Consider the following 22,642-nt stretch of genomic DNA (forward strand, 5'->3'; position numbering starts at 1 on the left):
GAGCCCAGGTGGACGACCGGACCGCACGACTCGAGGAGTTCCCCCATGACCACCCCCGCAACCGCCGCCGGGACGGCGGCGCCACCCCGGAGCAGGAGCCGCGGCGCGCTCATCCTGGCGCGCTTCGCCCGCAACCGGCTGGCCCTGGCGGGCGTCGCCCTGGTCGTCGCGCTGGTGCTCCTGGCGTACGCCGTACCTCCGTTCCTGCACTGGACTTACCACGACAACGACTTCACCAGCCTGGACACCGGGCCCGGCGCCGCACACTGGTTCGGCACCACCCACTCCGGTCAGGACCTGTTCGCGCTCACCCTGAGGGGCCTGCAGAAGTCACTGGTCGTCGGACTCGTCGGAGGGCCGCTCACGACGCTGATCGCCGCGGTGGTCGGTGCCTCGGCCGGCTACTTCGGCGGCTGGACCGACCGGGTCCTGATGTGGTTCCTCGACCTGATGCTGGTGATCCCGGCGTTCCTGCTGCTGGCGGTCCTCTCACCGGCGTTCCAGCACGGGACCTGGCTGTTCTTCGTCGTCCTGCTCGCGGCGTTCGGCTGGATGATCACCGGTCGGGTGGTGCGCAGCATGACCCGGACCCTGCGGGAACGGGAGTACGTCCTCGCGGCGCGCTACATGGGCGTGCACCCGCTGGTCGTCATCTTCCGCCACATCCTCCCCAACGCGGCTTCGATCCTGATCATCGACGCGACCGTCCAGGTGGGCGCGATCGTGCTCGGCGAGACCTCGCTGTCCTACTTCGGATTCGGCATCCAGGCTCCCGACGTGTCCCTCGGCACCCTGATCGCCGCCGGGACGCCGGACGCCAACACCTCCCCGTGGCTGTTCTTCTTCCCCGCCGCCTTCCTCGTCCTGATCGGCCTCGCCGTCGCGTTCATCGGCGACGGGCTGCGGGACGCCTTCGACCCGACGGCACGCGGAGCGAAGTCCCGGGGACGCGCCCGGCCGGCCGCGCCCCGCTCCCGCCACGCGCGGACCACCCGGGTCCCGCGCCGCAAGCCCTCAGCCGCGGTGATCGCGGCCGCACCTTCCGAGGAAGGAGTCACGTCGTGACCGACCCCACCGCCGTCCCCGGCCTTCCCTTCCCGCGCCCGGCCGCCGGCAGCCCCGCCCTGACCGTGCGCGACCTGCGGGTGTCCTTCCCCGGCGAGGCCGGACGGGTGCACGCGGTCCGCGGCGTGGACTTCACGCTCCGGGCCGGCGAGACCCTCGCCGTCGTCGGTGAGTCCGGCTCCGGCAAGTCGGTGACCGCCACCGCCGTGCTCGGACTGCTCCCGGACGACGCCGAGGTCACCGGCTCCGTACGGCTCGGGGAACGCGAGCTGCTCGGGCTGTCGGACCGCCAGATGTCCGGCATCCGCGGTCGTGACATCGGCATGGTCTTCCAGGACCCGCTCTCCGCGCTCACCCCCGTCTTCTCCATCGGCACCCAGCTGGTGGAGGCCCTGCGGATCCACCAGGACCTGACGGCCGCCCAGGCCCGCGAACGGGCCCTGGAACTGCTGGACCTGGTGGGCATCCCCGACCCGAGGCGGCGCGTCGACGCCTTCCCGCACGAGTTCTCCGGGGGCATGCGCCAGCGGGCGGTGATCGCCATGGCCATCGCCAACGACCCCGAGGTGATCATCGCCGACGAGCCCACCACCGCCCTGGACGTCACCATCCAGGCGCAGGTGCTGGAGGTCCTGAAGAAGGCCCAGGAGGTCACCGGAGCGGCCATCCTCATGATCACCCACGATCTCGGGGTGGTCGCAGGGATGGCCGACCGGGTGGTCGTCATGTACGCCGGCAGGCCGGTGGAGACCGGCACCGCCGACGAACTGTTCACCACCCCCCGCATGCCCTACACCATCGGCCTGCTCGGCTCGGTGCCACGGCTGGACGCCGGGGACCGGACGGCCCTGACCCCCATCGAGGGCACGCCGCCGTCGATGGTGGACCTGCCGGCCGGCTGCCCCTTCGCGGAGCGCTGCCCGGTGGCCGTGGACCGCTGCCGTACCGAGGAGCCCGGTCTGCGCGCCGTCACGACGGGGACCGCGCACGCCACCGCCTGCCACCGCGCGCGGGAGATCGACACGCCCGGCGGGATCCCGTCCCCGGGCATGTTCCCCACCCCCGCGCCACCGCGGCGACCTGGTGAACTCCCGCGCGCCGAGCGGCCCGAGATCCTGCGGGTCACCAACCTCACCAAGCACTTCCCGCTCCTGAAGGGCTCGGTGTTCAAGCACCGTGTCGGCACGGTGCGCGCCGTCGACGGCGTGGACTTCGACATCCGCCGCGGCGAGACCCTCGCGCTGGTCGGCGAGTCCGGCTGCGGCAAGACGACCACCATGCTGCAGATCCTCGACCTCGCCGGCCGCGGAGCCGGCAGCGTGGCCGTCCTCGGCAGGGACGTCGGGCAACTGGACGGCAAGGGACGGCGCGAGCTGCGCCGCGACCTCCAGGTGGTGTTCCAGGACCCGATGGCCTCACTGGACTCCCGCATGCCGGTCGGCGACATCCTGGCGGAACCGCTGCGGACCCATGGCTGGAACCGGGCACGCATCGCCGAGCGCGTACCCGAACTGCTCCGCCTCGTCGGGCTGCTGCCCGAGCACGCCGAGCGCTACCCCGCCGAGTTCTCCGGCGGACAGCGGCAGCGGATCGGCATCGCCAGGGCGCTGGCCCTGGACCCCAAACTGGTCGTGCTGGACGAGCCGGTGTCGGCGCTGGACGTCTCGATCCAGGCCGGAGTGATCAACCTGCTCGACGAACTGCAGGCCGAACTCGGCCTGAGCTACCTGTTCATCGCGCACGACCTGTCGGTCATCCGGCACATCGCCGACCGGGTGGCCGTCATGTACCTCGGCCGCATCGTCGAGGCCGGCGACGTCGAGGAGGTCTTCGCCCGCCCGGCCCACCCCTACACGCAGGCGCTGCTGTCGGCCGTACCGCTGCCCGACCCGGGCAGGGAGCGGCAGCGCCGGCGGATCATCCTCCAGGGCGACCTCCCCAGCCCCGCGGACACCCCCTCGGGATGCCGGTTCCGCACCCGCTGCCCCAAGTACCGGCACCTCGCGCCGGCCGAGGCCGGGCGGTGCGACACCGAGGACCCGGCCGCCGGGGCCGTCGGAGCGGACCACACCGCCGCCTGCCACTTCGCGGCCGCCCTGGAGGTCCTGTGAAGCGCCCCCGGCCTGTGAAGCGCCCCCGGCCCGTGACGCGCCCCCGGCCGTCCCGCCCGGCGGACACCCGACCCAGCGAACCCACAAGGAGAGTCCAGTTGAACCGAAAGTCCGCAAGGCTGGCCACGGCAGTCGTGGTGTCCGCAGGTCTCCTCGCCGGCGCCACCGCGTGCGGCACCGGCAAGGGCGACGCGAGCTCGTCGGCGCCGAAGGCCCCGCCCAAGGCGACGCTCAACCAGGTCAACCCCGTCGACCCCGCGAAGCTCAGGCAGGGCGGCATCCTCAACTTCCCCGTCGACGAGTACCCCACCCAGTGGAACAGCCTCAACGCGGCCTCGCAGAACACCGTCGCCGTCACCACGACGATGGCCCCCCTGCTGCCGGCGCTCTTCCACAGCACCCCCGACAACAAGCGGACTCCCAACCCGGACTACCTCAGCAAGGTGAGCACTGCCGTCGTGCACGGCAGGCAGGTCACGACCTACGCGATCAACCCCAGGGCCCGGTGGTCCGACGGCACCCCCATCACCTGGAAGGACTTCCGCGCGGACTGGCAGGCGCAGAACGGGAGGAACCCCAAGTACACGCCCGTCAGCACCTCCGGCTACGAGCAGATCTCCTCGGTCGGCGAGGGCAGCGACGCCCGGCACGTCGTCGTCACCTACGCCACGCCCTTCTCCGAGTGGCAGACGCTCTTCTCGCCGCTGTACCCGGCGTCGCAGATCGACACCCCCCACACGTTCGACACCGGGTACAAGAACCGCATCCCGGTCACCGCCGGCCCCTTCAAGGTCAGCAGGATGGACCCGACGACCAAGGTCGTCTCCGAGGTCCGCGACCCCCACTGGTGGGGCCAGAAGCCAGTGCTCGACGGGATCAACTTCCGTACTCTGGACGCCGCGTCGACCCCCGGAGCCTTCGCCTCGGGCGAGATCGACGTCGAGGACATCGGGCCCGACGTGGCCGCCTACAAACAGGCTGGGAAGGTGCCGCACACCTCCATCCGGGTCGCGGGCGCCCCGAACCTGCGCCAGATGGTCCTCAACGGCGAGAGCCCGCTGCTGAAGGACGCCCGGGTCCGCCGCGCCCTGTTCACGGCACTGGACCGCCAGGCCATCGGCAAGGCCGACCTCAACGGCCTGCCCTTCCCCGCCAAACCCCTCGACAACCACTTCCTGGTCAACAACGACGCCGCCTACCGCGACAACGCCGGCTCCCTCGGCTACTACGACCCCGCCGAGGCGGGACGGCAACTGGACGCGGCGGGCTGGAAGCTGCACGGCGGCGTCCGCGAGAAGGACGGCAGGCCGCTGGAGCTGACACTGACCATCCCCTCGGGTACCCCCATCGCCGCGAACGAGGCGCAGCTGTTCACGGCGATGCTCAAGAACGTGGGCATCAAGCTGGACACCAAGGTCAGGCCGAGCGACGACTTCTTCGACGACGTCAGCGCCGGGAAGTTCGACCTCACGCTGTTCAGCGGCATCGGCTCCGTGCCGTTCTTCCCGTTGACCAACGGCGCCGCTTCCTTCGTCTCCCCGAAGCACGGGAACGTCGGCCAGAACTACGCGCGCATCGGCACCGCCGCCATCGACGCCGACATGCACAAGGCCGGCACCGAGGTCGACCACTCCGCCTACCTCGCGGACCTCGACGCCGCCGACACCGCGCTGTGGAAGCTCGCCACCTACCTGCCGCTCTACCAGCGCCCGCAGATCGTCGCGGCCAAGTCCGACGTCGCCAACTACGGCGCCTTCGGGTTCCAGGACACCGACTGGACCCGGATCGGATTCACCAAGTGACCCCCTGATCCGCGGCGCGGGAGGACGACCCCCTCCTCAACGCCTCCCGCGTCGCGTCGGCACCCGACCCGAGCCGACACCCCGAGAAGGGCCCCTGCCCCCGGCATCACACCGGGGGGCAAGGGCCCTTCGTCCGTCGTGCCGCAGGCCTACTTGAGACCGAACGCGCGGATCAGGGTCTGGTTGACGCTGTTCCCCTTCGAGTCCCGGGCGGTCGTCCGCAGGCTCGCGAAGCGGGCCCGGGACGGCGCGTCGAGCTGTGCCTTCCAACCGCTGCCCGACTGCCGCAGCGTCGCCTTGCGCCAGGTGGCGCCGTCGTCGTACGACACCTCGAGGGTGACCGTGCGGATCGCTCCCGCGCCCGCCGCGCCCTTCAGGTGCGAGGCGGTGACCGTCAGCCCGGTCCGCCGCGTGGCCTTGCCGGACAGGTCGGACGCCACCGCGTAGTCGAGCTGCAGCAGCGGCAGGGGCGTGAGGGTCGTGTAGTCCGTCGTGCCCGAGGTGAAGCCCCACTCGGTGCGGGTGCGGGTCGAGTACGGGCGGTCCGGCAGGCTGCGCTTGCCCTCCAGCACGATCCGGTAGGGCTGCGGGTCGGGCGACAGCTCCTCGACGGTGACGATCCGCTCGTTGTAGTCCTCACCGAGCAACTGGTCGCCCTGGTACAGCGAGATCTTCGACGTGTCGCCGTCGGCCCACGTGACGCCCGCGTGACCGCCGGAGTCGCCCCAGGCCGGCAGGCTGGACGTGCTGATGATGTCGCCGACCCGGAACGGGGCCGTCCAGCTGATGCCGTCGTTGAGCGCCCGCGGGCGCTGGATCGGCGCGAACCAGGTCTCACTGGCGGTGCTGCGCGGCTTGTACGTGCGGACGACGCCGCGCTGGCCGAGATCGGGCATGGCGGCCGAGGAGATCCAGCGGGCGCCGTCGCCCGCCGTGACCCACGAGGTGAGGGTGCCCTGGGCCGCGACCTGCGTCGCGTCGATGAGCGTGGGACGGTTGAAGATGAGCGAGACGTCCTCGCGGTACGCCACGGCCCTGCCCTGCCCGGTGTTGCGGAACGACTCGTCGATGCGCGCCAGTTCGCCGGGGCCGGGCCGGTAGGACGGGTCCTTCGGGACCGCTCCGTCGTTGTGGCGGATCAGGTCGTAGGCGTAGCGCGGGTACGGGTGCGAGACCACCTTCAGCATCGCGGTGCCGGGCTTGCGGAGCCGGCTCAGCAGCCGCGCGCTGTCGTCGGTGCCGAGCGAGGCCACCGGCAGCGGGGCGCCTTCGGGGAGGTCGGCCCAGGGGTCGTACTTGCCGTAGCCGTCGTTCAGGATCAGCAGCTGCCGTGCGCCGGCCTTCGCCGCCGCGGCGGCCTGGTCCGGGGCGGAGACGCTGTCGCTGCGACGGACGACCGCGATCTGGCCGCGCACCTTGACCTTGCCGAAGTCCGCGGCGGAGCCGTCACCGGCCCAGACCGCCCGGTAGGTGCCCGTGCCGTCCGGCAGCTTGGGCGACAGGCTCTGGACGGTGACGTCGCCGTAGGCCTGCGAGCCGGAGGAGAACGTCAGCGGCGGCTGGATCTGCCGCCAGCGGGTCGCGAAGTGGTACGAGCCCTTCGTCACCTTCGGGGTCGGCGTCACCCAGAGGCTGTCGTAGCGCCAGTACGGGGGCATGTAGCTGTCCATGAAGGGGAACAGCTCGCCGTTGGAGCGGTACTGGTCCACCCGCATGAACTGGTTGGCGGTCGTCTGCGGCGTGAAGGCGGCCGCCTTGCGCAGGTTCGCGGCGTCGAACCGCACGGTGCGGTCGGCGTCGAGGTCGATCTGCGGCGCCGAGAACATCGCGAAGCCCAGCGTGTGCGTACCGTCGACACCGGGCACGTCAGCGTTCATCCACGCCGAATAGGTGCTCGGGGACAGGCGCAGGTCGAGGCGGCCCGAGGCGTCGACGGCGAACGCCTTGGGGGCCGTGTTGCGCTCCACGTCCTTGAGGATGAGGGTGCCGGGCAGGGCCTTGCCGCGCCGGTCCTTCGCCGTGACCGTCAGCATGGTCCGGCGGCCCTCCTTGTTCACCCCGACCGTGGTGCGGGCCAGGGCGGTGCCGTCGGCACCGGTGGCGACAAGGCGGGTGGAGTAGGCGCCGTTGTCCTCGGCGGCGTCGAGGTGGGTGATCACGCCGACGGAGGCGGTGCCGCGCGCGGGCACGGTCAGCCGCGAGTCGGTCAGGGTGAACAGGCCCTCGGGCAGCTGGCCCGGGCTCAGGGACAGGTCCACGGTGAGCGGTTCGGCGCCGGAGTTGGTGTAGGTGACGTCCTTGCGGACCGTCTGACCCGGCGCGTACGGGTAGTGGGTCTGCGCGTACGCGTCACCGGAGGCGACCAGCGTGGCCTTCACGGCGGCGGCGACGTCCACGCGCCCGCTGCCGGCCTCGAAGGGGCTGAACCGCTGGGTGCTCGCGGTGGTGCTGACCAGGGCGTCCTTGAGCTGCTGCCCCGTCCAGTCCGGGTGCTTCGCGGCCAGCAGGGCCGCGGCGCCCGCCACGTGCGGCGTCGCCATCGAGGTGCCGCTCATCGTCTGGTACGCGCCCTCGCCCTCCGGCGCGTACTGCGAACGCGCCGCCAGCACGTTCACCCCGGGGCCGGTCAGGTCGGGCTTGACGGCGTTGTCGCCCACGCGAGGGCCGCGGCTGGAGAACTCCGCAAGCTGGTCCACGCCCTTGCCGGGGCCGTTGACCGCGCCCACCGTCAGGGCGGCGTCGGCGGCACCCGGGGTGCTCACGGTGTAGGGCGCCGGGCCCGAGTTGCCCGCCGCGATGACGAACAGCGCCCCGGTCTCCTCGCTGAGCCGGTTCACGGCCTCGCTGAGCGGGTCGGTGCCGTCGGTGGCCCCGCCGCCCAGGCTCATGCTGATGACCTTGGCGTGCTGGTCGCGGGCGGCCCATTCCATGCCGGCGAGGATCCACGAGTCCTGGCCGCTGCCGAAGTTGTCCAGGACCTTTCCGATGTGCAGGGACGCGCCCGGGGCGACACCCTTCTCCGTGCCGCCGGAGGCGGCGCCGGTCCCGGCGACGGTGGAGGCCACGTGGGTGCCGTGGCCGTGCCGGTCGGTGACGTCCTGGTCGGGCACGAAGCTCTGCGTCGCCGCTATGCGGCCGGCGAAGTCCGGGTGCGCGGCGTCGATGCCCGTGTCGAGCACGGCGACGTCCACGCCCTGCCCGGTGTCCCCGCCGTCCCAGACCTGCGGCGCGCCGATCTGCGCCGTCGTGTCGGACAGGGTGGCCTTGACCTTGCCGTCCAGCCACACCTTGGCGACGCCGCCGGCCAGTCGCGCGCCGTCCGCCGACTTCGCGGCGGACCCGGCGGCCTGCGCCCCGGTATCGGTCAGGGAGGACCAGAAGTCCGCCGCCCGGTCGTGCTCGGCGGAGATCGCCGCGCCCTGGATGCTGCTGAGGGTCAGCGTCCTGCGCGCGCCCTCAGGGGTCTTCGCGCTGCGGGAGCGGGCGGCGGCGTCGGTGTACGTGACGATCAGCGGCAGCCGGTCGCTGCGGGCGTCGTCGTAGCCGTCCGCCAGCAGCGCGGTGACGTTGAAGAGCCCCTCGTCCAGGGCTCCTGACGCGATGTAGGGCACCGCGGCGTCGGGATACACGTAGGTGTCCGAGCCCACCGACATCACGTGGGCGCCGGCGGTCCTGCCGTTCGGGCCGGTGACCGACGTGACGGACTCGGCGCGGCCGTTCCCGGTCACGGTGACCTTGTCACCGGTGATCAGCGTGACGGTGCGCACGGCCGCGGGAGCGGCACCGGTCGTGGTGGGGGAGAGGGACGTCGCCGAGGGGTCGGCCGACGCGACCGGACCCGTGGCCGTCAGCACCACCAGGGCGGCGACGGCGGATGTCAACCCGCGTCTGCGGGACGGAGGCATGCGCAAGGGAACCTCATGGACTCGATGGGCTGGGGTTGAACGCAGTCAGCCATCCGTTCGCATCCCTGTAAAGGCGGCCCTTTGGCACTTCTGTGCCATGTCACCAAGTGGACACGGCGCAAAGCGGCGCAATGATCGGCAAGCGAGACACACTGCACGGTGTGAGCGGCCGCCGCACCGCGGCACACCTATCACACGTTGCTGACATGACGTCAGCTGGGACGCGTGCACGAAGGCCAGAGGTGGAGAACGATGACGGAAGGCGCCGCACCCTTGGAGCTGGTCGGACTCGACGCGGGGGCGGAGGCCGTCTACCGCGAACTGCTCGCGCACGGTGGCGGTACGGCCGACGACGTCACCGCGGCGTTCGGGCTGGGCACCGGAGCGGCGGTGGCCCTGCTGGAACGCCTGCACCACTCCGGACTGCTCAGCCGCCGCTCCTCGGGGGAGTACCTGACCCTGGATCCGCGCCACGCGCTGCGGGCACTGGTGGAGTCCCGCGAACGCCAGCTGGCCGCCATACGCGACGCCACCGGGCCGCTCGGTGCGCTGTTCGACGAGGCCAGGCGGTCCAGCGCCGGCGAACCCGCCACACGGACGATCAGCGGCCCGGAGGAAGTCGGGGACTGCTACTACCGTTTGAACCAGACCGCCACGTACGAGATCTGCGGCCTGGCCCGGCCCCCCTTCCACTTCGCTCCGAACGGGCCGCTCGACGAGGCCGCCGTACGGCGCGGCGTACGGGTGCGGGTCGTCTACGCGGCCGCCAGCTTCGACGAGGACGGCGGGGGACAGGAGCTGGACAGCCTCGTGTCGCGCGGCGAGGAGGCAAGGGTCGTGTCCTCGCTGCCGATCAAGCTGACCATGGCGGACCGCTCGGCGGCCATGGTGTCGCTGAGCCTGGGCCCCGACAGCACCGACACCCTCTACACCGAGGCGCCCCCCTTGCTGGAAGCCCTGACCGAGCTCTTCGAGCGCTACTGGGCCGGTGCCGCCTCGCTGAGCGGGCCGGGCTCGCAGCCGCCCCCGGCGCCGCAGCCGTCCGCCCCGGGCGACCGGGTGCGCGAACCCACCGACGAGGAGCGGAACCTGCTCGCCCTCTTCGCCGCCGGGGTCAAGGACGACGCCATCGCCCGCCAGTTCGGCGTCTCGACCCGCACCCTGCGCCGGCGGATCCAGGACCTCTACGCGGAACTGGGCACCACCAACCGGTTCGGCGCCGGCGTCGCGGCGGCCCGGCGCAACTGGGTGTGAGCACGGAGTTGCGCGGACGTGCCGCGGAGGGACGATGGGATGAGGGCGCGGCAGCGTGCCGCGCCGTCCGAGGTGGTCCGGATGCCCGAGGCACGAACGGTCGACTACGTCGTCACCAGGTTCGACGTCCCCCTGCCGGGGACGTTCGAGGAGGCCGTGCGGCGATACGAGTCCCTGGTGCCGGACTACCGGGCGACGGAGGTCCAGGACGTCATCCGCTCCGGCGGCTCATGGGAGACCGCACTCGCGCTGGCCGCGGGCAACGCGCCCCACGGATTCATGATCTTCTGGAAGAACGTGGGAACGGCGCTCATGACCCTCGCCGGGGACGCGACGCCGTTCGTGATGTACCTCATGGGCAACTACGCCATCGCCGAGCGGATGTTCCGCCACGACCCGTCCGCCATGATGCACGCGCCGCTGCGCACCGAGATCTACCAGGGAGACGACGCGCCGCGATTTGTGATCGACCGGCCGAGCTCCCACTTCGGCAGCTACGGAAGCGAGGACATCGCTCAAGTGGGCCTGGAACTGGACCACAAGGTCGCCCGCCTGCTGACACTCATGGAGGCGCCGGTGCCCGACGGGCTCGGCTGACGGCCATGACGGAGCTCCGCTACGACACCCACGTGTGCGACGGGTTGCGCCGCGCGCAGGGCCCCGGGTTGCCCGACGGCAGCGCCATCCACTCCTCGCCGCTGACGTCGACGCTGATCCTCGGCGCCGCCGAAGCGGTCCTCGTCGACCCGCCGTTCACCCGCGAGCAGGTGCGCGACGTCGGAGACTGGATCGAGCGCTCCGGCCGGCGGCTCACCCACGTCTACGCCACCCACGGCCACGGTGACCACTGGTTCGGCACCGACCTGCTGCTGCGCCGGTTCCCCGGGGCGGTGCCGTACGCGACCGAGGGCACCATCCGGCTGATGCACCGGCAGGCCGGCGAGGGCCGCCGGACCCGGTGGGACGTGGACTTCCCCGGGCTCATCCCCGACAGCCCCGTGGTCTACCGGGTCGTCCCCGACGACGGGTTCGCGCTGGAAGGGCACCCGCTGCGCGTGGTGGAGACCGGCCACACCGACACCGACGACACGACCGTGCTCCACGTCCCGTCGATCGGCCTGGTCGTGGCCGGCGACGTGGCCTACAACGGGGTCCACCAGTACCTGCGGGAGAGCGCCCGCGGTGGCATCGACAAGTGGCTCGCCGGCATCGGCAGCGTCCTCGCGTTGCACCCGCGCGCGGTCGTGGCCGGTCACAAGAACAGGGAACTGCCCGACGACCCGGTGATCCTGGAGCAGACCCGCGACTACCTGCTCGACGCGCAAGGCCTGCTGGCCGGGGAACCGAGCCCCCGCGCGTTCTACGACCGGATGCTGCAGCTCCACCCGGACCGCCTCAACCCCGGCCCGGTCTGGTACAGCGCCCTCGCCCTGCTGTCCTGACGCCGCCCGCCGGGGGAACCGCGCCGGCGGACGCGGCGTCGTGCCCAGGGACGACCACACGATCATGGAGCATCGCGAAGGAGCCCGGGCATGGCGGCAGAGGCAACGCGTTACCTGTATCTGGTGCGGCACGGGGAGGCCCTGCCGGACGAGAGCGGGCTGTCGGACGACGGGCGCCGCCAGGCGGCCCTGCTCGGCCGCCGGCTGGCGGACCACCCGATATCCGTGGTCCACCACGGCCCGCTGCCCAGGGCCGCGCAGACCGCCGCCCTGATCGGGGAGCACCTGGACGGTGCCGTGCTGTGCGTCTCGGAGACCGCCGGCGACTACGTCCCGTACTTCCCGCGGCGGGACGAACTTCCCCCGGACAGCGCCGACCACCTCCTGCGCTTCCTCGAGGGCGCCACGGCGGAGGAGCGCGCGGTCGGTCCGGCGCTGGCGCTGCGCGCGCTGGAGCGGTTCACCGGCCCCGCCGAAGGCGACCAGGAGCGGCACGAACTGGTCGTCACCCACAACTTCCTGGTCGGCTGGCTCGTGAGGCACGCCATGGACGCCCCGGCGTGGCGGTGGCTCGGAGTCAACCAGGGCAACGCGGCTCTCACCGTCATCCGCTACATGCCGGGGCGGCCCGTCTCGGTCCTGGTCCAGAACGACATGCGTCACCTGCCCGCGGAGCTGCGCTGGACCGGCTTTCCGTCCTGGCCGCGGATCTGAGCGCGCGCACCGGGCGCGCCCGGTGTCAGGTGGTGTCGCCGGTGGCCGGGTCGACGTGGACCTCGTGGTCGGCGCCGTCCTTGTGGAGTTCGACCTCCCAGCCGCGGGTGTCGTCGTCGAGCGAGACGGAGGTGACCGTGCCGGGGCGGGCGCCGGAGGCCGCCTTCGCCGCCTCCAGGAGGTCGGTGCGGGAGCCGCGCAGTGCCTCACGGGCCTCGTCGGCGTCCTGCCGGTCCTGCTCCTCGCGGGTGGTGACGACCCTGCCGTTCGCGGCGTCGACGGTCACTTCGTGCCAGGTGCCGTCCTCGGCGAGCGTCTCGACCTCCCATTCCACGCGTCCGCGGTCGTCGTCCAGTTCGGCCGACACCACGGTGCCGGGGGCCGCGGCGCGTGCCGCGCCGACGGCGTCGGCGAGGCTCACCGTGCCCGAGCCGGTGTGCGGGCCGGCGGCGTCGCCGTCGTCACGGTGGTCGTCATGGGGCCCGTCGTCCGTGCGGCGGTCGTCGGTGACCACGGCGGCCGGCCGCTGCCGGTCGTCGTCGGCCATCGCGGCGGCCGCGACACCTCCCGCTCCGGCGAGGACGGCAACGGCGGCCGCGGTGGCGATCAGGGTCTTGCGCCTCATGATGGTGTGTCCTTCCGTGGTCCGATGACCACCACGGTCGCCCGCCGCACCTGAAGCCACGCTGAAGCATCCTGAAGGAATCCTCAGGATCGTTTTGGCACCCTGTACCCATGCGCCTGCTGATCGTGGAGGACGAGCGCAGCCTCGCCGCCTCGCTGGCCAAGGGGCTGACCGCCGAGGGCTTCGCCGTCGACGTGGTGCACGACGGCGGAGAAGCGCTGCACCAGGCCGGGCAACAGCCCTACGACCTGATCCTGCTGGACATCATGCTGCCCGGCATGAACGGCTACCGCGTCTGTGCCGCCCTGCGGGCCGCCGGGGACGACACGCCGATCCTGATGCTGACCGCCAAGGACGGGGTGTACGACGAGGCGGAGGGCCTGGACACCGGCGCCGACGACTACCTGACGAAGCCGTTCGCCTACGTGGTGCTGCTGGCGCGGGTCCGCGCGCTGCTGCGGCGGCGTTCCCGCGGCGGCTCACCGGTGGTCGTCATCGGCGGGCTGACCGTCGAGCCCGGCCGTCGCAGGGTCACCCGCGACGGGACGGAGATCCCGCTCACCGCGCGGGAGTTCGCCGTGCTGGAGCACCTGGTGCTGAACGCCGGCGAGGTGGTCACCAAGGCCGACATCATCGAGCACGTGTGGGACTTCGCCTACAGCGGCGACCCCAACATCGTCGAGGTCTACGTCAGCGCCCTGCGCCGCAAGCTCGGGGCCGCCACGATCCGCACCGTCCGCGGCGCCGGCTACGTGCTGGAGGCCGGATGAGGTCCGTCCGCGCCCGCACGGCCCTGTCCGCGACCGCGGTGGTGGGCATCGCCCTGGTCCTGGCGGGCCTCGGCCTCGTCCTCGCCCTGAGGGCCAACCTCACCGGGCAGGCCGGCCTGCGGGCCGAGGTCGCGGCGCGAGAGGCGGCCGCCCAGATCGCCGCCGGGACCCCGTACGACCGGCTCGACCTGCCGGACGGCGACGAGTACCCGGTCCGGGTCACCGATGCCCGTGGCGCCCTCCTCGCGGCGGGGGAGGACGTCCAGCGGATCACCGGAGCGCCCGTGCCGGACACCGACGACGACGGCGGCACCGAGACGGACGCGGAGTACGGCACCGGCACCGCGACCGTGGACGGCCGGCAGGCCGCGTACCGGTTCGCCGTGCTCTCGGGGGAACGGGACGGCGAGCGCTGGACCGTCACCGCGGGCGCCTCCCTCTCCGCCGAACAGGACGCCGTCCGCACGGCGGTCGTCTTCCTGCTGGCCGGCCTGCCCGTCATGCTCGCCGTGGTGTGGACGGTGACCTGGTTCGCCGCGCGCGGCGCGCTGCGCCCCGTCGACGCCATCCGCGCCGAGCTGGAGGCCATCACCTCCAGCACCGATCTGTCCCGCAGGGTGCCCGTCCCGCCGTCCCGCGACGAGGTGGCCCGGCTCGCCCGGGCCACCAACGAGACGCTCACGGCCCTGCAGGCCGCCGTCGAACGGCAACGGCGCTTCGTCGCCGACGCGTCCCACGAACTGCGCAGCCCGATCGCGGCGCTCCGCACCGAACTGGAGGTGGCGGCAGCCCACCCGGCCCTGCTGGACCTCGACAGCGCGGTGGACGACGTGGCGCGGCTCCAGACGCTCGCCTCCGACCTGCTCCTCCTCGCCCGTTTCGACGCGGGGGAGGAGACCCCCGTGGAGCCGGTGCTCCTGGACGAACTGGCCCGCGAGAGGGCCGCGTTGCGCTCGGGCGCGGTACCCGTGACCGTCGGGACTCCGGAGCCCGTGACGGTCCTCGGCGACCGGCGGGGACTGGAGCGCGTCCTGGACAACCTGCTGGACAACGCCCGGCGTCACACGACCGCTTCGGTCGCGGTGCGTGTCGTCCGCGACGGCCGGTGGGCGCTGCTGGAGGTGACCGACGACGGTCCGGGCATCCCGGCGGCCGACCGGGAACGCGTCTTCGACCGCTTCGTCCGGCTGGACGAGTCCCGTACGCGCGACGCGGGAGGTGCCGGGCTCGGCCTGGCCATCGTCCGTGACATCGTCCACCGGCACGGCGGGCGCGTCCACGCCGGAGTTGCCCCCCAGGGCGGAGCGCTGCTGGAGGTCAGACTCCCCTTGGGGTGAGGGCAGGCCGTGTGCCGATCCGGCCCGACCCGGCGCACTCGACGGGAGTCGCCGGGAGTCGCCGCGAGCGGCGCCCGCCCGGACGCCGTGGTGCGGGGCTACCCGTGGTGGTGCCGTGCCTGCTGCCCGGGTCGACGGCGACGGTCTCCGAGCTGCGCCTGACCTACCGCACGGGGGCCGCCCTGCTGCCCCGGCTGATGGAGACCTGCACGCGGCTGGGATTCCGTTTCAGGGCGGTGACGGTGGACCGGCTGCCGGGCCGGACCGACGCGGCCGCCCGGGTCCTGTTCGAGGTCGAGGGTGCCGCCGACCCGGGCGTACTGGTCTCGGAGCTCTTCCGGCACGACGGCGTCATCGAGGTCGGGACGACCTCGTCCGGCGAGGAGTGACCCCTGGCCGACGAAGGCCCTCCGCGACCGCGGATAAAAAAATGGACGCTCATTCATTATGATGGGGTCATGCAGAGCACACCCAGCCGCACCGCGCAGCACGTCGCGCTCTTCCGGGCACTGGAGTCGGTGCGCCGCGGGCCACGGCTGTTCACGGACCCCTACGCCGCCTCCTGTCTCGGCCCCGGCTACCGCCTGGTCGTGACGATCGCCCGCTGCCCGGGGATGGCGGGGTTCCTCGAGCGCTGGATCGACCGGCGCTGGCCGGCCGGTCCGCGCGCCTCGGCCGTGGTCCGTACCCGGCTGATCGACGACCTGGTGGTGGACGCCCTGGAACGCGGCGCCCGGCAACTCGTCCTGCTGGGCGCGGGGTACGACAGCCGGGCCTTCCGGCTGGAAGCGGCGCGCGGGGCCGGCGTCCTGGAGGTCGACCACCCGGCGACGCAGGCGGTGAAGCGCGGACTGGCCGGCGCGTGGTCCGCCCGTGCGGGCCGGCGGGGGGACGGCGTGCGGTTCGTTCCGGTGGACCTGATGCGGCAGGACCTCGGCGCCGCCCTGCGCGACGCGGGACTGGGCGCGGACCGGGTGGTGGTGGTCTGGGAGGGCGTGACGAACTACCTCGACGCGGACTCGGTGCACACCACGCTCACGGCGCTCGCCGCCACGCTGGCGCCCGGGAGCCGGATCGTCCTCACCTACATGGACCGGCGGGCCCTGGACGGCAGCGGCGGCTTCGACGGCGTCACCGCCTGGGCGGACACCGTGCGCGCGGCCGGGGAACCCTTCACCTTCGGCTTCCTCCCCGACGAACTCCCGGCGTACCTGGCCGAGCGCGGACTGGAGCTCACCCTGGACGAGTCGGCGAAGGAGGCCGCCGAGCGTTACCTGGAACCCCTGGGGCGGCACGAGCCGGCCGCTCCCTTCTACCGCGTCGCCCAGGCCGAGGTGAAGTGATGCCCAAGGTCAGTGAGGAGCACCTGCGGGCACGGCGCGCGCAGATCCTCGACGCCGCCGCCCGCTGCTTCGCCCGCATGGGCTTCCACCGCACCACCATCCAGGACATCGCGGCCGAGTCCGGCTTCAGCGCCGGCCTGGTCTACCGCTACTTCGCCGACAAGGACGACATGGTCGTGGCCATCGCGGACCGCTGGCACGATCAGCAGGCCCACCGGCTGCGCCTGGACGAACCCAGCGGGAACCCCGCGGAGAGCCCCGCTGGGAACCCCGCCGGGAACCCCAGCGGGAACCCCGCGGAGAGCCCCGCCGGTGACTCCGACGGGAACACCGCCGACGCCTTCGGAGACGTCGCCGCAGGCTACCTGGAACTCCTGCGCTCGCTCGCCGCCCCCGACGAGCGGGTGCGTGTCCGACTCGGCGTCCAGATCTGGGCCGAGGCCCTGCGGGCGCCGCAGGTGCACGCCGTCGCGCTCGAGGGCGTGGACCGTCCCCGGGCCGTCGTCACCGAGCTGGTCCGGGCGGCGCAGGAGCGCGGCGAGCTGGACGCCGCGTGGCCGGCCGACGGCCTGGCCAGGGTGTTCGTCGCGATCTACCAGGGGCTGGCGCTCCAGACGGCCTGGGATCCCGGGCTGGACAACGCCGGGTACGTGGCGGCGGTCGAGCGCCTGATCGGGGCGCTTGCCCGCTGACCTCGTCGTCCGCCATCCTCGCCGCCACGCGTCGTGCCCGTCCGTCAGTCCAGGACGAGCGACGACAGTTGCGGCGAGTAGGTGGCGTGCAGCACGAGCGCGGCGCTGCCCACGACGGCCGCGTCGGAGCCGAGGGGGGAGGCCTCGACCTGGACCACCCGGATGTGCCGGGCCAGGGGTCGTCCGGCCAGCGCGGTGGCGACGGCGTCGACGTAACGGGACTCCACGTGCTGGATGCCGTGGCCGCCGAGGATGATGAGGTCCACGTCGATGAAGTTGGCGATCGACACGGCGACGGTGGCGACGTGCTGCGCTGCCTCGTCGATGACCGCGGTCGCGATCGGGTCGCCGGCTCCCGCCGCCCGCTGGACCGCGGCGTGGTCGACGGAGGCCGGGTCCTGGTCGAACGCCGGTGACAGGGTACTGCCCCCGGGCTTGTCGACGAGACGGCGGTGCGTCTCGGCCACGATCGCGGACGGGTTGGCGAGTCCTTCCAGGCAGCCCCGGTTGCCGCAGTAGCACTCCGGTCCGTCCGACACCACCGTGGAGTGGCCGAACTCGCCGGCGTTGAGCGAACCGCCCCGGTAGACCTGGTGGTTGAGGACCAGCCCGCCGCCGATGCCGGTGCCGAAGAACAGGTAGGCGAAGTTCGCCACGCCCCGGCCCGCACCGGACCAGCGCTCGCCGACCGCGGCGGCGGTGGCGTCGTTGTCGAGGGTCACCGGCAGCCCCGTGGCATCGCTGAGCATCTGCTGCAGCGGCACCCGGGTCCAGTGCGCGAGCTGGGGCGGGGCGACGATCATGCCGTTCCGCTGGTCGATCGGGCCGGGGGTGGCGAGGCCCAGTCCCAGGACGTTGCCGCGCGGTACGTCGGCCTCGGTCAGCACCTCGGCGACCAGGTCGGCCATGGCGGCCACCACGTGCGTCGGATCGGTGCCGGGGGGAGTGGGGCGCCGCTTGACGACCAGCGGCCGGCCCAGCAGGTCGACCACGGAGCAGGTGAGTTCGACCGGGTCGAAGACGAGGCCGACGGCGTTGCCCGCGTCCGCGTTCACCCGCAGGGTGGTGCGGGGCTTGCCGCCGCCGGCGCCGCGGCTCGCGCCGTCCTCGCGCACGATCCCCTCGTCCAGCAGACGGCGCACGATGCCCGAGACGGTCTGCGGGGTCAGGCCCGTCTTCTGGGCGATCTCGACCCTGCTGATCCCGTCCGCGAGTTGGATCTGGTCCAGGACCACCGCCCGGTTGTACCGCCCGACTTTGGGGAGGTTTGTTCCTGCTTGCCGCACACGCGTTCCTCTCTTGCCGCAATGACGATACCGCTCAAGGGCGTTGACTTAGTAAAACAAATGGATTTAAAGTCCGGTGCCCAAGCCGTAACAGGTCCGGCATGGAGGCACGGCGCAGTGTCATCGGAGGCAAGTTGATGTCCACGAAATGTCGCATCCCAGGGGAGGCGGACCCGCGTGATCGTCGCGGCGTCCGCAGCGTGGAGCTCCGCGCATGAGCCGCGCCCCGATGCTGCTGGAGATGCGGTCCATCACCAAGACGTTCCCGGGCGTGACGGCGCTCGCGGACGTCAACCTGGTGGTGAAGGAGGGGGAGATCCACGCGATCTGCGGCGAGAACGGCGCAGGCAAGTCGACCCTCATGAAGGTGCTGAGCGGTGTCCACCCGCACGGCAGTTACACCGGTGAGATCGTCTACCGGGGCGACACCGTCAAGTTCCACGACATCCGGGCCAGCGAGCAGGCCGGCATCGTCATCATCCACCAGGAACTGGCGCTGGTCCCCGGCATGTCGATCACGGAGAACATCTTCCTCGGCAACGAGCCGCGCAAACGCGGCGGGATCGACTGGAAGGCCGCACAGCACCGCGCGCTGGAGCTGATGGAGCAGGTCGGCCTCAAGGAGGACCCGGACACGCTCGTCAAGGACATCGGCGTCGGCAAGCAGCAACTCGTCGAGATCGCCAAGGCCTTCGCCAAGGACGTGAAGCTGCTCATCCTCGACGAGCCGACCGCGGCCCTCAACGAGTCCGACTCGCAGCACCTGCTCGACCTGCTGCGCGGCTTCCGGGACCGCGGCATCACGTCGATCATGATCTCCCACAAGCTGAACGAGATCGAGGCGGTCGCCGACACCATCACCATCCTGCGCGACGGCCGGACGATCGAGAGCCTGGACGTCGAGGCCGACGGCGTGAACGAGGACCGCATCGTGCGCGGCATGGTCGGCCGGGAACTCGACAGCCGGTTCCCCGACCACACGCCCGACATCGGCGAGGTGTTCTTCGAGGTCCGCGACTGGACCGTGCGGCACCCCGCCTCCGACGAACGGCTGGTGTGCAAGGGCTCCAGCTTCACGGTGCGGCGCGGCGAGATCGTCGGCTTCGCCGGCCTCATGGGCGCCGGGCGCACCGAACTCGCGATGAGCCTGTTCGGCCGCTCCTACGGCACCTTCCTGTCGGGACGGGTCTTCAAGGACGGCGAGGAGATCCACCTCAAGACGGTGTCGGAGGCCATCCGGCACGGCCTCGCCTACGTCAGCGAGGACCGCAAGTCGATCGGCCTCAACCTGCTGGACGACATCAAGACCTCGATGGTCGCCGCCAAGCTGTCGAAGATCTCCCGCCACCAGGTCATCGACCCGGTGCGCGAGCACTCGATCGCCGAGGAGTACCGGCAGAACCTGAGGATCAAGACCCCCAGTGTGGACGAGGAGGTCGTCAAGCTCTCCGGCGGCAACCAGCAGAAGGTCGTCCTCGCCAAGTGGATGTTCACCGACCCCGACCTGCTCATCCTCGACGAGCCCACCCGCGGCATCGACGTGGGTGCCAAGTACGAGATCTACGGGATCATCCAGCGGCTGGTGGGTCAGGGCAAGGGCGTCATCGTCATCTCCTCGGAGCTGCCCGAGCTCATCGGACTGTGCGACCGCATCTACACGGTGTTCGAAGGTGCCATCACCGGTGAGGTGACGCGCCGCGACGCGAACCCGGAACTCCTCATGAAACAGATGACCTCTATGAAGAAGACACCGAGCCCATGAGCCGCATCTCAGACCTGCAGAAGAACCTCTTCGGGGGCACGACCTCCAACGCCCGCCAGTTCGGCATGATCGCCACACTCGTCGCGATCGTGCTCCTGTTCCAGATCTGGACGGGGGGCCTGACCCTGACCTCCGGCAACCTCATCGCCGTGGTCAGCCAGTACTCCTACATCCTGATCCTGGCCATCGGCATGCTGATGGTGATCGTCGCCGGACACATCGACCTGTCGGTCGGCTCGGTGGCCGCGTTCACCGGGATCGTGGTCGCCAAGACGATGCAGGAGCACTCGCTCCCCTGGCCGCTGGGCATCCTGCTCGGCCTGCTCGTCGGCGCGGCGATCGGCGCCTGGCAGGGCTTCTGGGTCGCCTACGTGGGGGTGCCCGCGTTCATCGTCACCCTGGCCGGCATGCTCCTGTTCCGCGGCGGCAACCAGTACATCGGCAACGCCGACACCGTGCCGGTCCCCACCGGGTTCCGCGACATCGGCGCCGGCTTCCTGCCCGAGGTGGGACCGGACACCGGCTACAACAACCTGACGCTGCTGCTCGGCCTGGTCGCCTGTGCGGGCGTGGTCTGGCGCGAGTGGCGGGCCCGGCAGACCCGGCGGGTCATGCACGCCGACGCCGCGCCGTTGTGGGTCACCGGAATCCGCGTCGTGGTGATGGTGGGCATCATCGTCTTCACCACGCTGCGCTTCGCCGGCGGACGCATCGGCACCAGCTTCCCGATCTCCGGCATCATCCTGATCGCCCTGGTGCTGGCGTACTCGTACTACACCCGCAACACCATCGGGGGCCGGCACATCTACGCCGTCGGAGGCAACTCCCGCGCGGCCGAACTGTCCGGCGTCAAGCTCCGGCGCGTCAACTTCCTGGTCATGATGAACATGTCCGTGCTGGCCGCGCTCGCCGGCATGATCTTCGTGGCCCGCTCCGCGGCCTCCGGCCCGCAGGACGGCCTGAGCTGGGAACTCGACGCCATCGCGGCCGTCTTCATCGGCGGCGCCGCCGTCTCCGGTGGTCTGGGCACCATCAGCGGCTCCATCGTCGGCGGTCTCGTCATGGCGCTGCTCAACAACGGTCTCCAACTGGAGGGCGTGGGCTCGGACATGGTCCAGATCATCAAGGGCCTGGTCCTCCTCCTCGCCGTCGCGTTCGACGTCTACAGCAAGAGCCAGGGGCGCTTCTCGATCATCGGCACCCTGATGCGTCCGTTCCGCCAGGACGAGACGTCCACACCGGTCGACCCGCCGAACCCGGCCTCCGACCAAGACAAGGCTCCGGTCGCAGGCTGACCGACCGGCAGTACCCCCCCAGGGTGCCGCACCAGGCGGCGCTCGTCTCTCCCCGCATCACCAGGAAAGGGCACAACCCACATGCGCAGAACCATCACCAGAGGCATCGCCGTGATCGGCGCCGCCGCGCTGCTCGCCCTGGGCACGGCGTGCTCCAACGAACGCGAGGGCTCCGGCTCCACCGGCAAGGACACCAGCGACGCCAAGGGCGGCTTCGCGCAGGACGCCCTGGTCGGTGTCGCGCTCCCGGCGAAGACCTCGGAGAACTGGGTGCTCGCCGGTGACCTGTTCACCAACGGCCTGAAGGACGCCGGTTTCAAGGCCGACGTGCAGTACGCGGGCGCCTCGACCACCGTCGCGGACCAGCAGGCGCAGATCTCCTCCATGGTCACCAAGGGCGCGAAGGTCATCGTCATCGGCGCGACCGACGCCGCGCAGCTGTCCACCCAGGTCGCGCAGGCCAAGCAGGCCGGCGCCACCGTCATCGCCTACGACCGGCTCATCACCAACACGAAGGACGTCGACTACTACATCGCGTTCGACAACTTCAAGGTCGGCCAGCTGCAGGGCCAGGCGCTGCTGGACGGCATGAAGGCGAAGAAGGCCAAGGGCCCCTACACGATCGAGCTGTTCTCCGGTTCGCCGGACGACAACAACTCGAAGGTCTTCTTCGACGGCGCGATGGAGGTGCTGAAGCCCGCCATCGACAAGGGCGACATCGTTGTCGGTTCCGGTCAGACCGACATCAAGCAGACCGCGACCCAGGGCTGGAAGGCGGAGAACGCCCAGAGCCGCATGGACTCGCTGCTGAACTCCACCTACAACGGCAAGAAGACGCTCGACGGCGTGCTCTCGCCGAACGACACCCTCGCCCGGGCGATCATCACCTCGGTGAAGGGCGCCGGCAAGCCGGTCCCGGTCGTCACCGGCCAGGACTCCGAGGTCGAGTCGGTCAAGTCCATCATGGCGGGTGAGCAGTACTCCACCATCAACAAGGACACCCGCAAGCTCGTCGCCGAGACCATCAAGATGGTCCAGTCCCTGCAGAAGGGCGGCAAGCCGACGATCAACGACACCAAGTCGTACAACAACGGCAGCAAGGTCGTCCCGTCGTACCTGCTCCCGCCGGTCATCGTGACCAAGGAGAACGCGGCCGAGGCCTACGCCAACGACCCGAAGCTCTCCCCGCTCACCAAGTAGTCCCCGCAAGACCGCTGCCGCCGGCGCCCGGACCCTGCC

The 22,642-nt window shown here is 71.5% G+C and carries 18 protein-coding genes; 15 read left to right on the plus strand and 3 right to left on the minus strand.

Annotation, left to right across the window (positions count from 1 at the left end; translation table 11 throughout):
* Positions 1–45 precede the first annotated feature (45 nt).
* The 3 genes from ACFW3D_RS35215 to ACFW3D_RS35225 all read left to right on the plus strand — a co-directional run bounded on the left by ACFW3D_RS35215 (position 46) and on the right by ACFW3D_RS35225 (position 4,978).
* On the plus strand, positions 46–1,065 hold the full coding sequence (locus ACFW3D_RS35215) for an ABC transporter permease (RefSeq protein ID WP_500511470.1): 1,020 nt from the start codon (positions 46–48) through the stop codon (positions 1,063–1,065).
* Positions 1,062–3,176, plus strand: coding sequence for an ABC transporter ATP-binding protein (locus ACFW3D_RS35220; protein WP_500511472.1), 2,115 nt, complete (start codon positions 1,062–1,064; stop codon positions 3,174–3,176). The genes ACFW3D_RS35215 and ACFW3D_RS35220 overlap by 4 nt, the downstream gene beginning before the upstream one ends.
* A gap of 98 nt (positions 3,177–3,274) precedes the next feature.
* The gene (locus tag ACFW3D_RS35225; RefSeq protein ID WP_500511474.1) at positions 3,275–4,978 is read left to right on the plus strand and encodes an ABC transporter family substrate-binding protein; all 1,704 of its coding nucleotides are present in this window, start codon (positions 3,275–3,277) and stop codon (positions 4,976–4,978) included.
* Positions 4,979–5,127: 149 nt separating this feature from the next.
* Here the strand turns inward: ACFW3D_RS35225 and ACFW3D_RS35230 are convergent, their stop codons facing one another.
* Positions 5,128–8,859 carry a S8 family serine peptidase gene (locus ACFW3D_RS35230; RefSeq protein WP_500511476.1) on the minus strand — a complete coding sequence of 1,244 codons (3,732 nt, stop codon included), beginning with the start codon at positions 8,857–8,859 and terminating at the stop codon, positions 5,128–5,130.
* A gap of 276 nt (positions 8,860–9,135) precedes the next feature.
* Here ACFW3D_RS35230 and ACFW3D_RS35235 point away from each other — a divergent pair, with 276 nt between their 5' ends.
* The 4 genes from ACFW3D_RS35235 (at position 9,136) to ACFW3D_RS35250 (ending at position 12,293) form a co-directional block, all read left to right on the plus strand.
* Positions 9,136–10,137 carry a LuxR family transcriptional regulator gene (locus ACFW3D_RS35235; protein WP_500511478.1) on the plus strand — a complete coding sequence of 334 codons (1,002 nt, stop codon included), beginning with the start codon at positions 9,136–9,138 and terminating at the stop codon, positions 10,135–10,137.
* An 81-nt stretch (positions 10,138–10,218) separates the two neighbouring features.
* Positions 10,219–10,734, plus strand: coding sequence for a DUF302 domain-containing protein (locus ACFW3D_RS35240; protein WP_500511480.1), 516 nt, complete (start codon positions 10,219–10,221; stop codon positions 10,732–10,734).
* A gap of 5 nt (positions 10,735–10,739) precedes the next feature.
* Complete coding sequence (locus ACFW3D_RS35245) at positions 10,740–11,579, plus strand: MBL fold metallo-hydrolase (RefSeq protein ID WP_500511482.1); 840 nt, start codon at positions 10,740–10,742, stop codon at positions 11,577–11,579.
* Between the two features lie 90 nt (positions 11,580–11,669).
* The gene (locus tag ACFW3D_RS35250) at positions 11,670–12,293 is read left to right on the plus strand and encodes a histidine phosphatase family protein (RefSeq protein WP_500511484.1); all 624 of its coding nucleotides are present in this window, start codon (positions 11,670–11,672) and stop codon (positions 12,291–12,293) included.
* A 25-nt stretch (positions 12,294–12,318) separates the two neighbouring features.
* Here the strand turns inward: ACFW3D_RS35250 and ACFW3D_RS35255 are convergent, their stop codons facing one another.
* Positions 12,319–12,918 carry a PepSY domain-containing protein gene (locus ACFW3D_RS35255; RefSeq protein ID WP_500511485.1) on the minus strand — a complete coding sequence of 200 codons (600 nt, stop codon included), beginning with the start codon at positions 12,916–12,918 and terminating at the stop codon, positions 12,319–12,321.
* A 110-nt stretch (positions 12,919–13,028) separates the two neighbouring features.
* Here ACFW3D_RS35255 and ACFW3D_RS35260 point away from each other — a divergent pair, with 110 nt between their 5' ends.
* The 5 genes from ACFW3D_RS35260 to ACFW3D_RS35280 all read left to right on the plus strand — a co-directional run bounded on the left by ACFW3D_RS35260 (position 13,029) and on the right by ACFW3D_RS35280 (position 17,060).
* On the plus strand, positions 13,029–13,688 hold the full coding sequence (locus ACFW3D_RS35260; protein ID WP_500511487.1) for a response regulator transcription factor: 660 nt from the start codon (positions 13,029–13,031) through the stop codon (positions 13,686–13,688).
* Positions 13,685–15,025: a sensor histidine kinase gene (locus tag ACFW3D_RS35265; RefSeq protein ID WP_500511489.1), complete on the plus strand. Its 1,341-nt coding sequence runs from the start codon at positions 13,685–13,687 to the stop codon at positions 15,023–15,025. Before ACFW3D_RS35260 ends, ACFW3D_RS35265 begins: the two co-directional genes overlap by 4 nt.
* A gap of 104 nt (positions 15,026–15,129) precedes the next feature.
* Positions 15,130–15,414, plus strand: a complete 285-nt coding sequence (locus ACFW3D_RS35270) for a hypothetical protein (RefSeq protein WP_500511491.1) — start codon at positions 15,130–15,132, stop codon at positions 15,412–15,414.
* A 69-nt stretch (positions 15,415–15,483) separates the two neighbouring features.
* The gene (locus ACFW3D_RS35275; RefSeq protein WP_500511493.1) at positions 15,484–16,368 is read left to right on the plus strand and encodes a class I SAM-dependent methyltransferase; all 885 of its coding nucleotides are present in this window, start codon (positions 15,484–15,486) and stop codon (positions 16,366–16,368) included.
* Entirely contained in the window at positions 16,368–17,060 is a 693-nt protein-coding gene (locus ACFW3D_RS35280) for a TetR/AcrR family transcriptional regulator (protein ID WP_500511495.1), read from the plus strand. The genes ACFW3D_RS35275 and ACFW3D_RS35280 overlap by 1 nt, the downstream gene beginning before the upstream one ends.
* A gap of 44 nt (positions 17,061–17,104) precedes the next feature.
* Here ACFW3D_RS35280 and ACFW3D_RS35285 read toward each other — a convergent pair whose 3' ends face one another.
* A complete protein-coding gene (locus tag ACFW3D_RS35285) occupies positions 17,105–18,295 on the minus strand; it encodes an ROK family transcriptional regulator (RefSeq protein ID WP_500511497.1) in 1,191 nt (396 codons plus the stop codon).
* A gap of 265 nt (positions 18,296–18,560) precedes the next feature.
* On the opposite strand from ACFW3D_RS35285, the gene mmsA reads away from it, so the two are divergent.
* The 3 genes from mmsA (at position 18,561) to ACFW3D_RS35300 (ending at position 22,603) form a co-directional block, all read left to right on the plus strand.
* Positions 18,561–20,108 carry a multiple monosaccharide ABC transporter ATP-binding protein gene (mmsA, locus tag ACFW3D_RS35290; protein WP_500511499.1) on the plus strand — a complete coding sequence of 516 codons (1,548 nt, stop codon included), beginning with the start codon at positions 18,561–18,563 and terminating at the stop codon, positions 20,106–20,108.
* Positions 20,105–21,403, plus strand: a complete 1,299-nt coding sequence (gene mmsB / locus ACFW3D_RS35295) for a multiple monosaccharide ABC transporter permease (RefSeq protein WP_500511501.1) — start codon at positions 20,105–20,107, stop codon at positions 21,401–21,403. The genes mmsA and mmsB overlap by 4 nt, the downstream gene beginning before the upstream one ends.
* Positions 21,404–21,484: 81 nt before the next feature.
* Entirely contained in the window at positions 21,485–22,603 is a 1,119-nt protein-coding gene (locus tag ACFW3D_RS35300) for a substrate-binding domain-containing protein (protein ID WP_500511503.1), read from the plus strand.
* The last annotated feature ends 39 nt before the right edge of the window (positions 22,604–22,642 follow it).

Source organism: Streptomyces sp. NPDC058864, from assembly GCF_042742985.1.
In the GTDB taxonomy this organism is placed as follows: Bacteria; Actinomycetota; Actinomycetes; order Streptomycetales; family Streptomycetaceae; genus Actinacidiphila.

What these genes read in the sequence shown, in the direction of transcription:
- ACFW3D_RS35250 (WP_500511484.1), top strand. Translation starts at nt 11,670, where the DNA reads ATGGCGGCAGAGGCAACGCGTTACCTGTATCTGGTGCGGCACGGGGAG.
- ACFW3D_RS35280 (WP_500511495.1), top strand. Translation starts at nt 16,368, where the DNA reads ATGCCCAAGGTCAGTGAGGAGCACCTGCGGGCACGGCGCGCGCAGATC.
- mmsA (WP_500511499.1), top strand. Translation starts at nt 18,561, where the DNA reads ATGAGCCGCGCCCCGATGCTGCTGGAGATGCGGTCCATCACCAAGACG.
- mmsB (WP_500511501.1), top strand. Translation starts at nt 20,105, where the DNA reads ATGAGCCGCATCTCAGACCTGCAGAAGAACCTCTTCGGGGGCACGACC.
- ACFW3D_RS35240 (WP_500511480.1), top strand. Translation starts at nt 10,219, where the DNA reads ATGCCCGAGGCACGAACGGTCGACTACGTCGTCACCAGGTTCGACGTC.
- ACFW3D_RS35215 (WP_500511470.1), top strand. Translation starts at nt 46, where the DNA reads ATGACCACCCCCGCAACCGCCGCCGGGACGGCGGCGCCACCCCGGAGC.
- ACFW3D_RS35300 (WP_500511503.1), top strand. Translation starts at nt 21,485, where the DNA reads ATGCGCAGAACCATCACCAGAGGCATCGCCGTGATCGGCGCCGCCGCG.
- ACFW3D_RS35255 (WP_500511485.1), bottom strand. Translation starts at nt 12,918, where the DNA reads ATGAGGCGCAAGACCCTGATCGCCACCGCGGCCGCCGTTGCCGTCCTC.
- ACFW3D_RS35275 (WP_500511493.1), top strand. Translation starts at nt 15,484, where the DNA reads ATGCAGAGCACACCCAGCCGCACCGCGCAGCACGTCGCGCTCTTCCGG.
- ACFW3D_RS35235 (WP_500511478.1), top strand. Translation starts at nt 9,136, where the DNA reads ATGACGGAAGGCGCCGCACCCTTGGAGCTGGTCGGACTCGACGCGGGG.
- ACFW3D_RS35265 (WP_500511489.1), top strand. Translation starts at nt 13,685, where the DNA reads ATGAGGTCCGTCCGCGCCCGCACGGCCCTGTCCGCGACCGCGGTGGTG.
- ACFW3D_RS35260 (WP_500511487.1), top strand. Translation starts at nt 13,029, where the DNA reads ATGCGCCTGCTGATCGTGGAGGACGAGCGCAGCCTCGCCGCCTCGCTG.
- ACFW3D_RS35245 (WP_500511482.1), top strand. Translation starts at nt 10,740, where the DNA reads ATGACGGAGCTCCGCTACGACACCCACGTGTGCGACGGGTTGCGCCGC.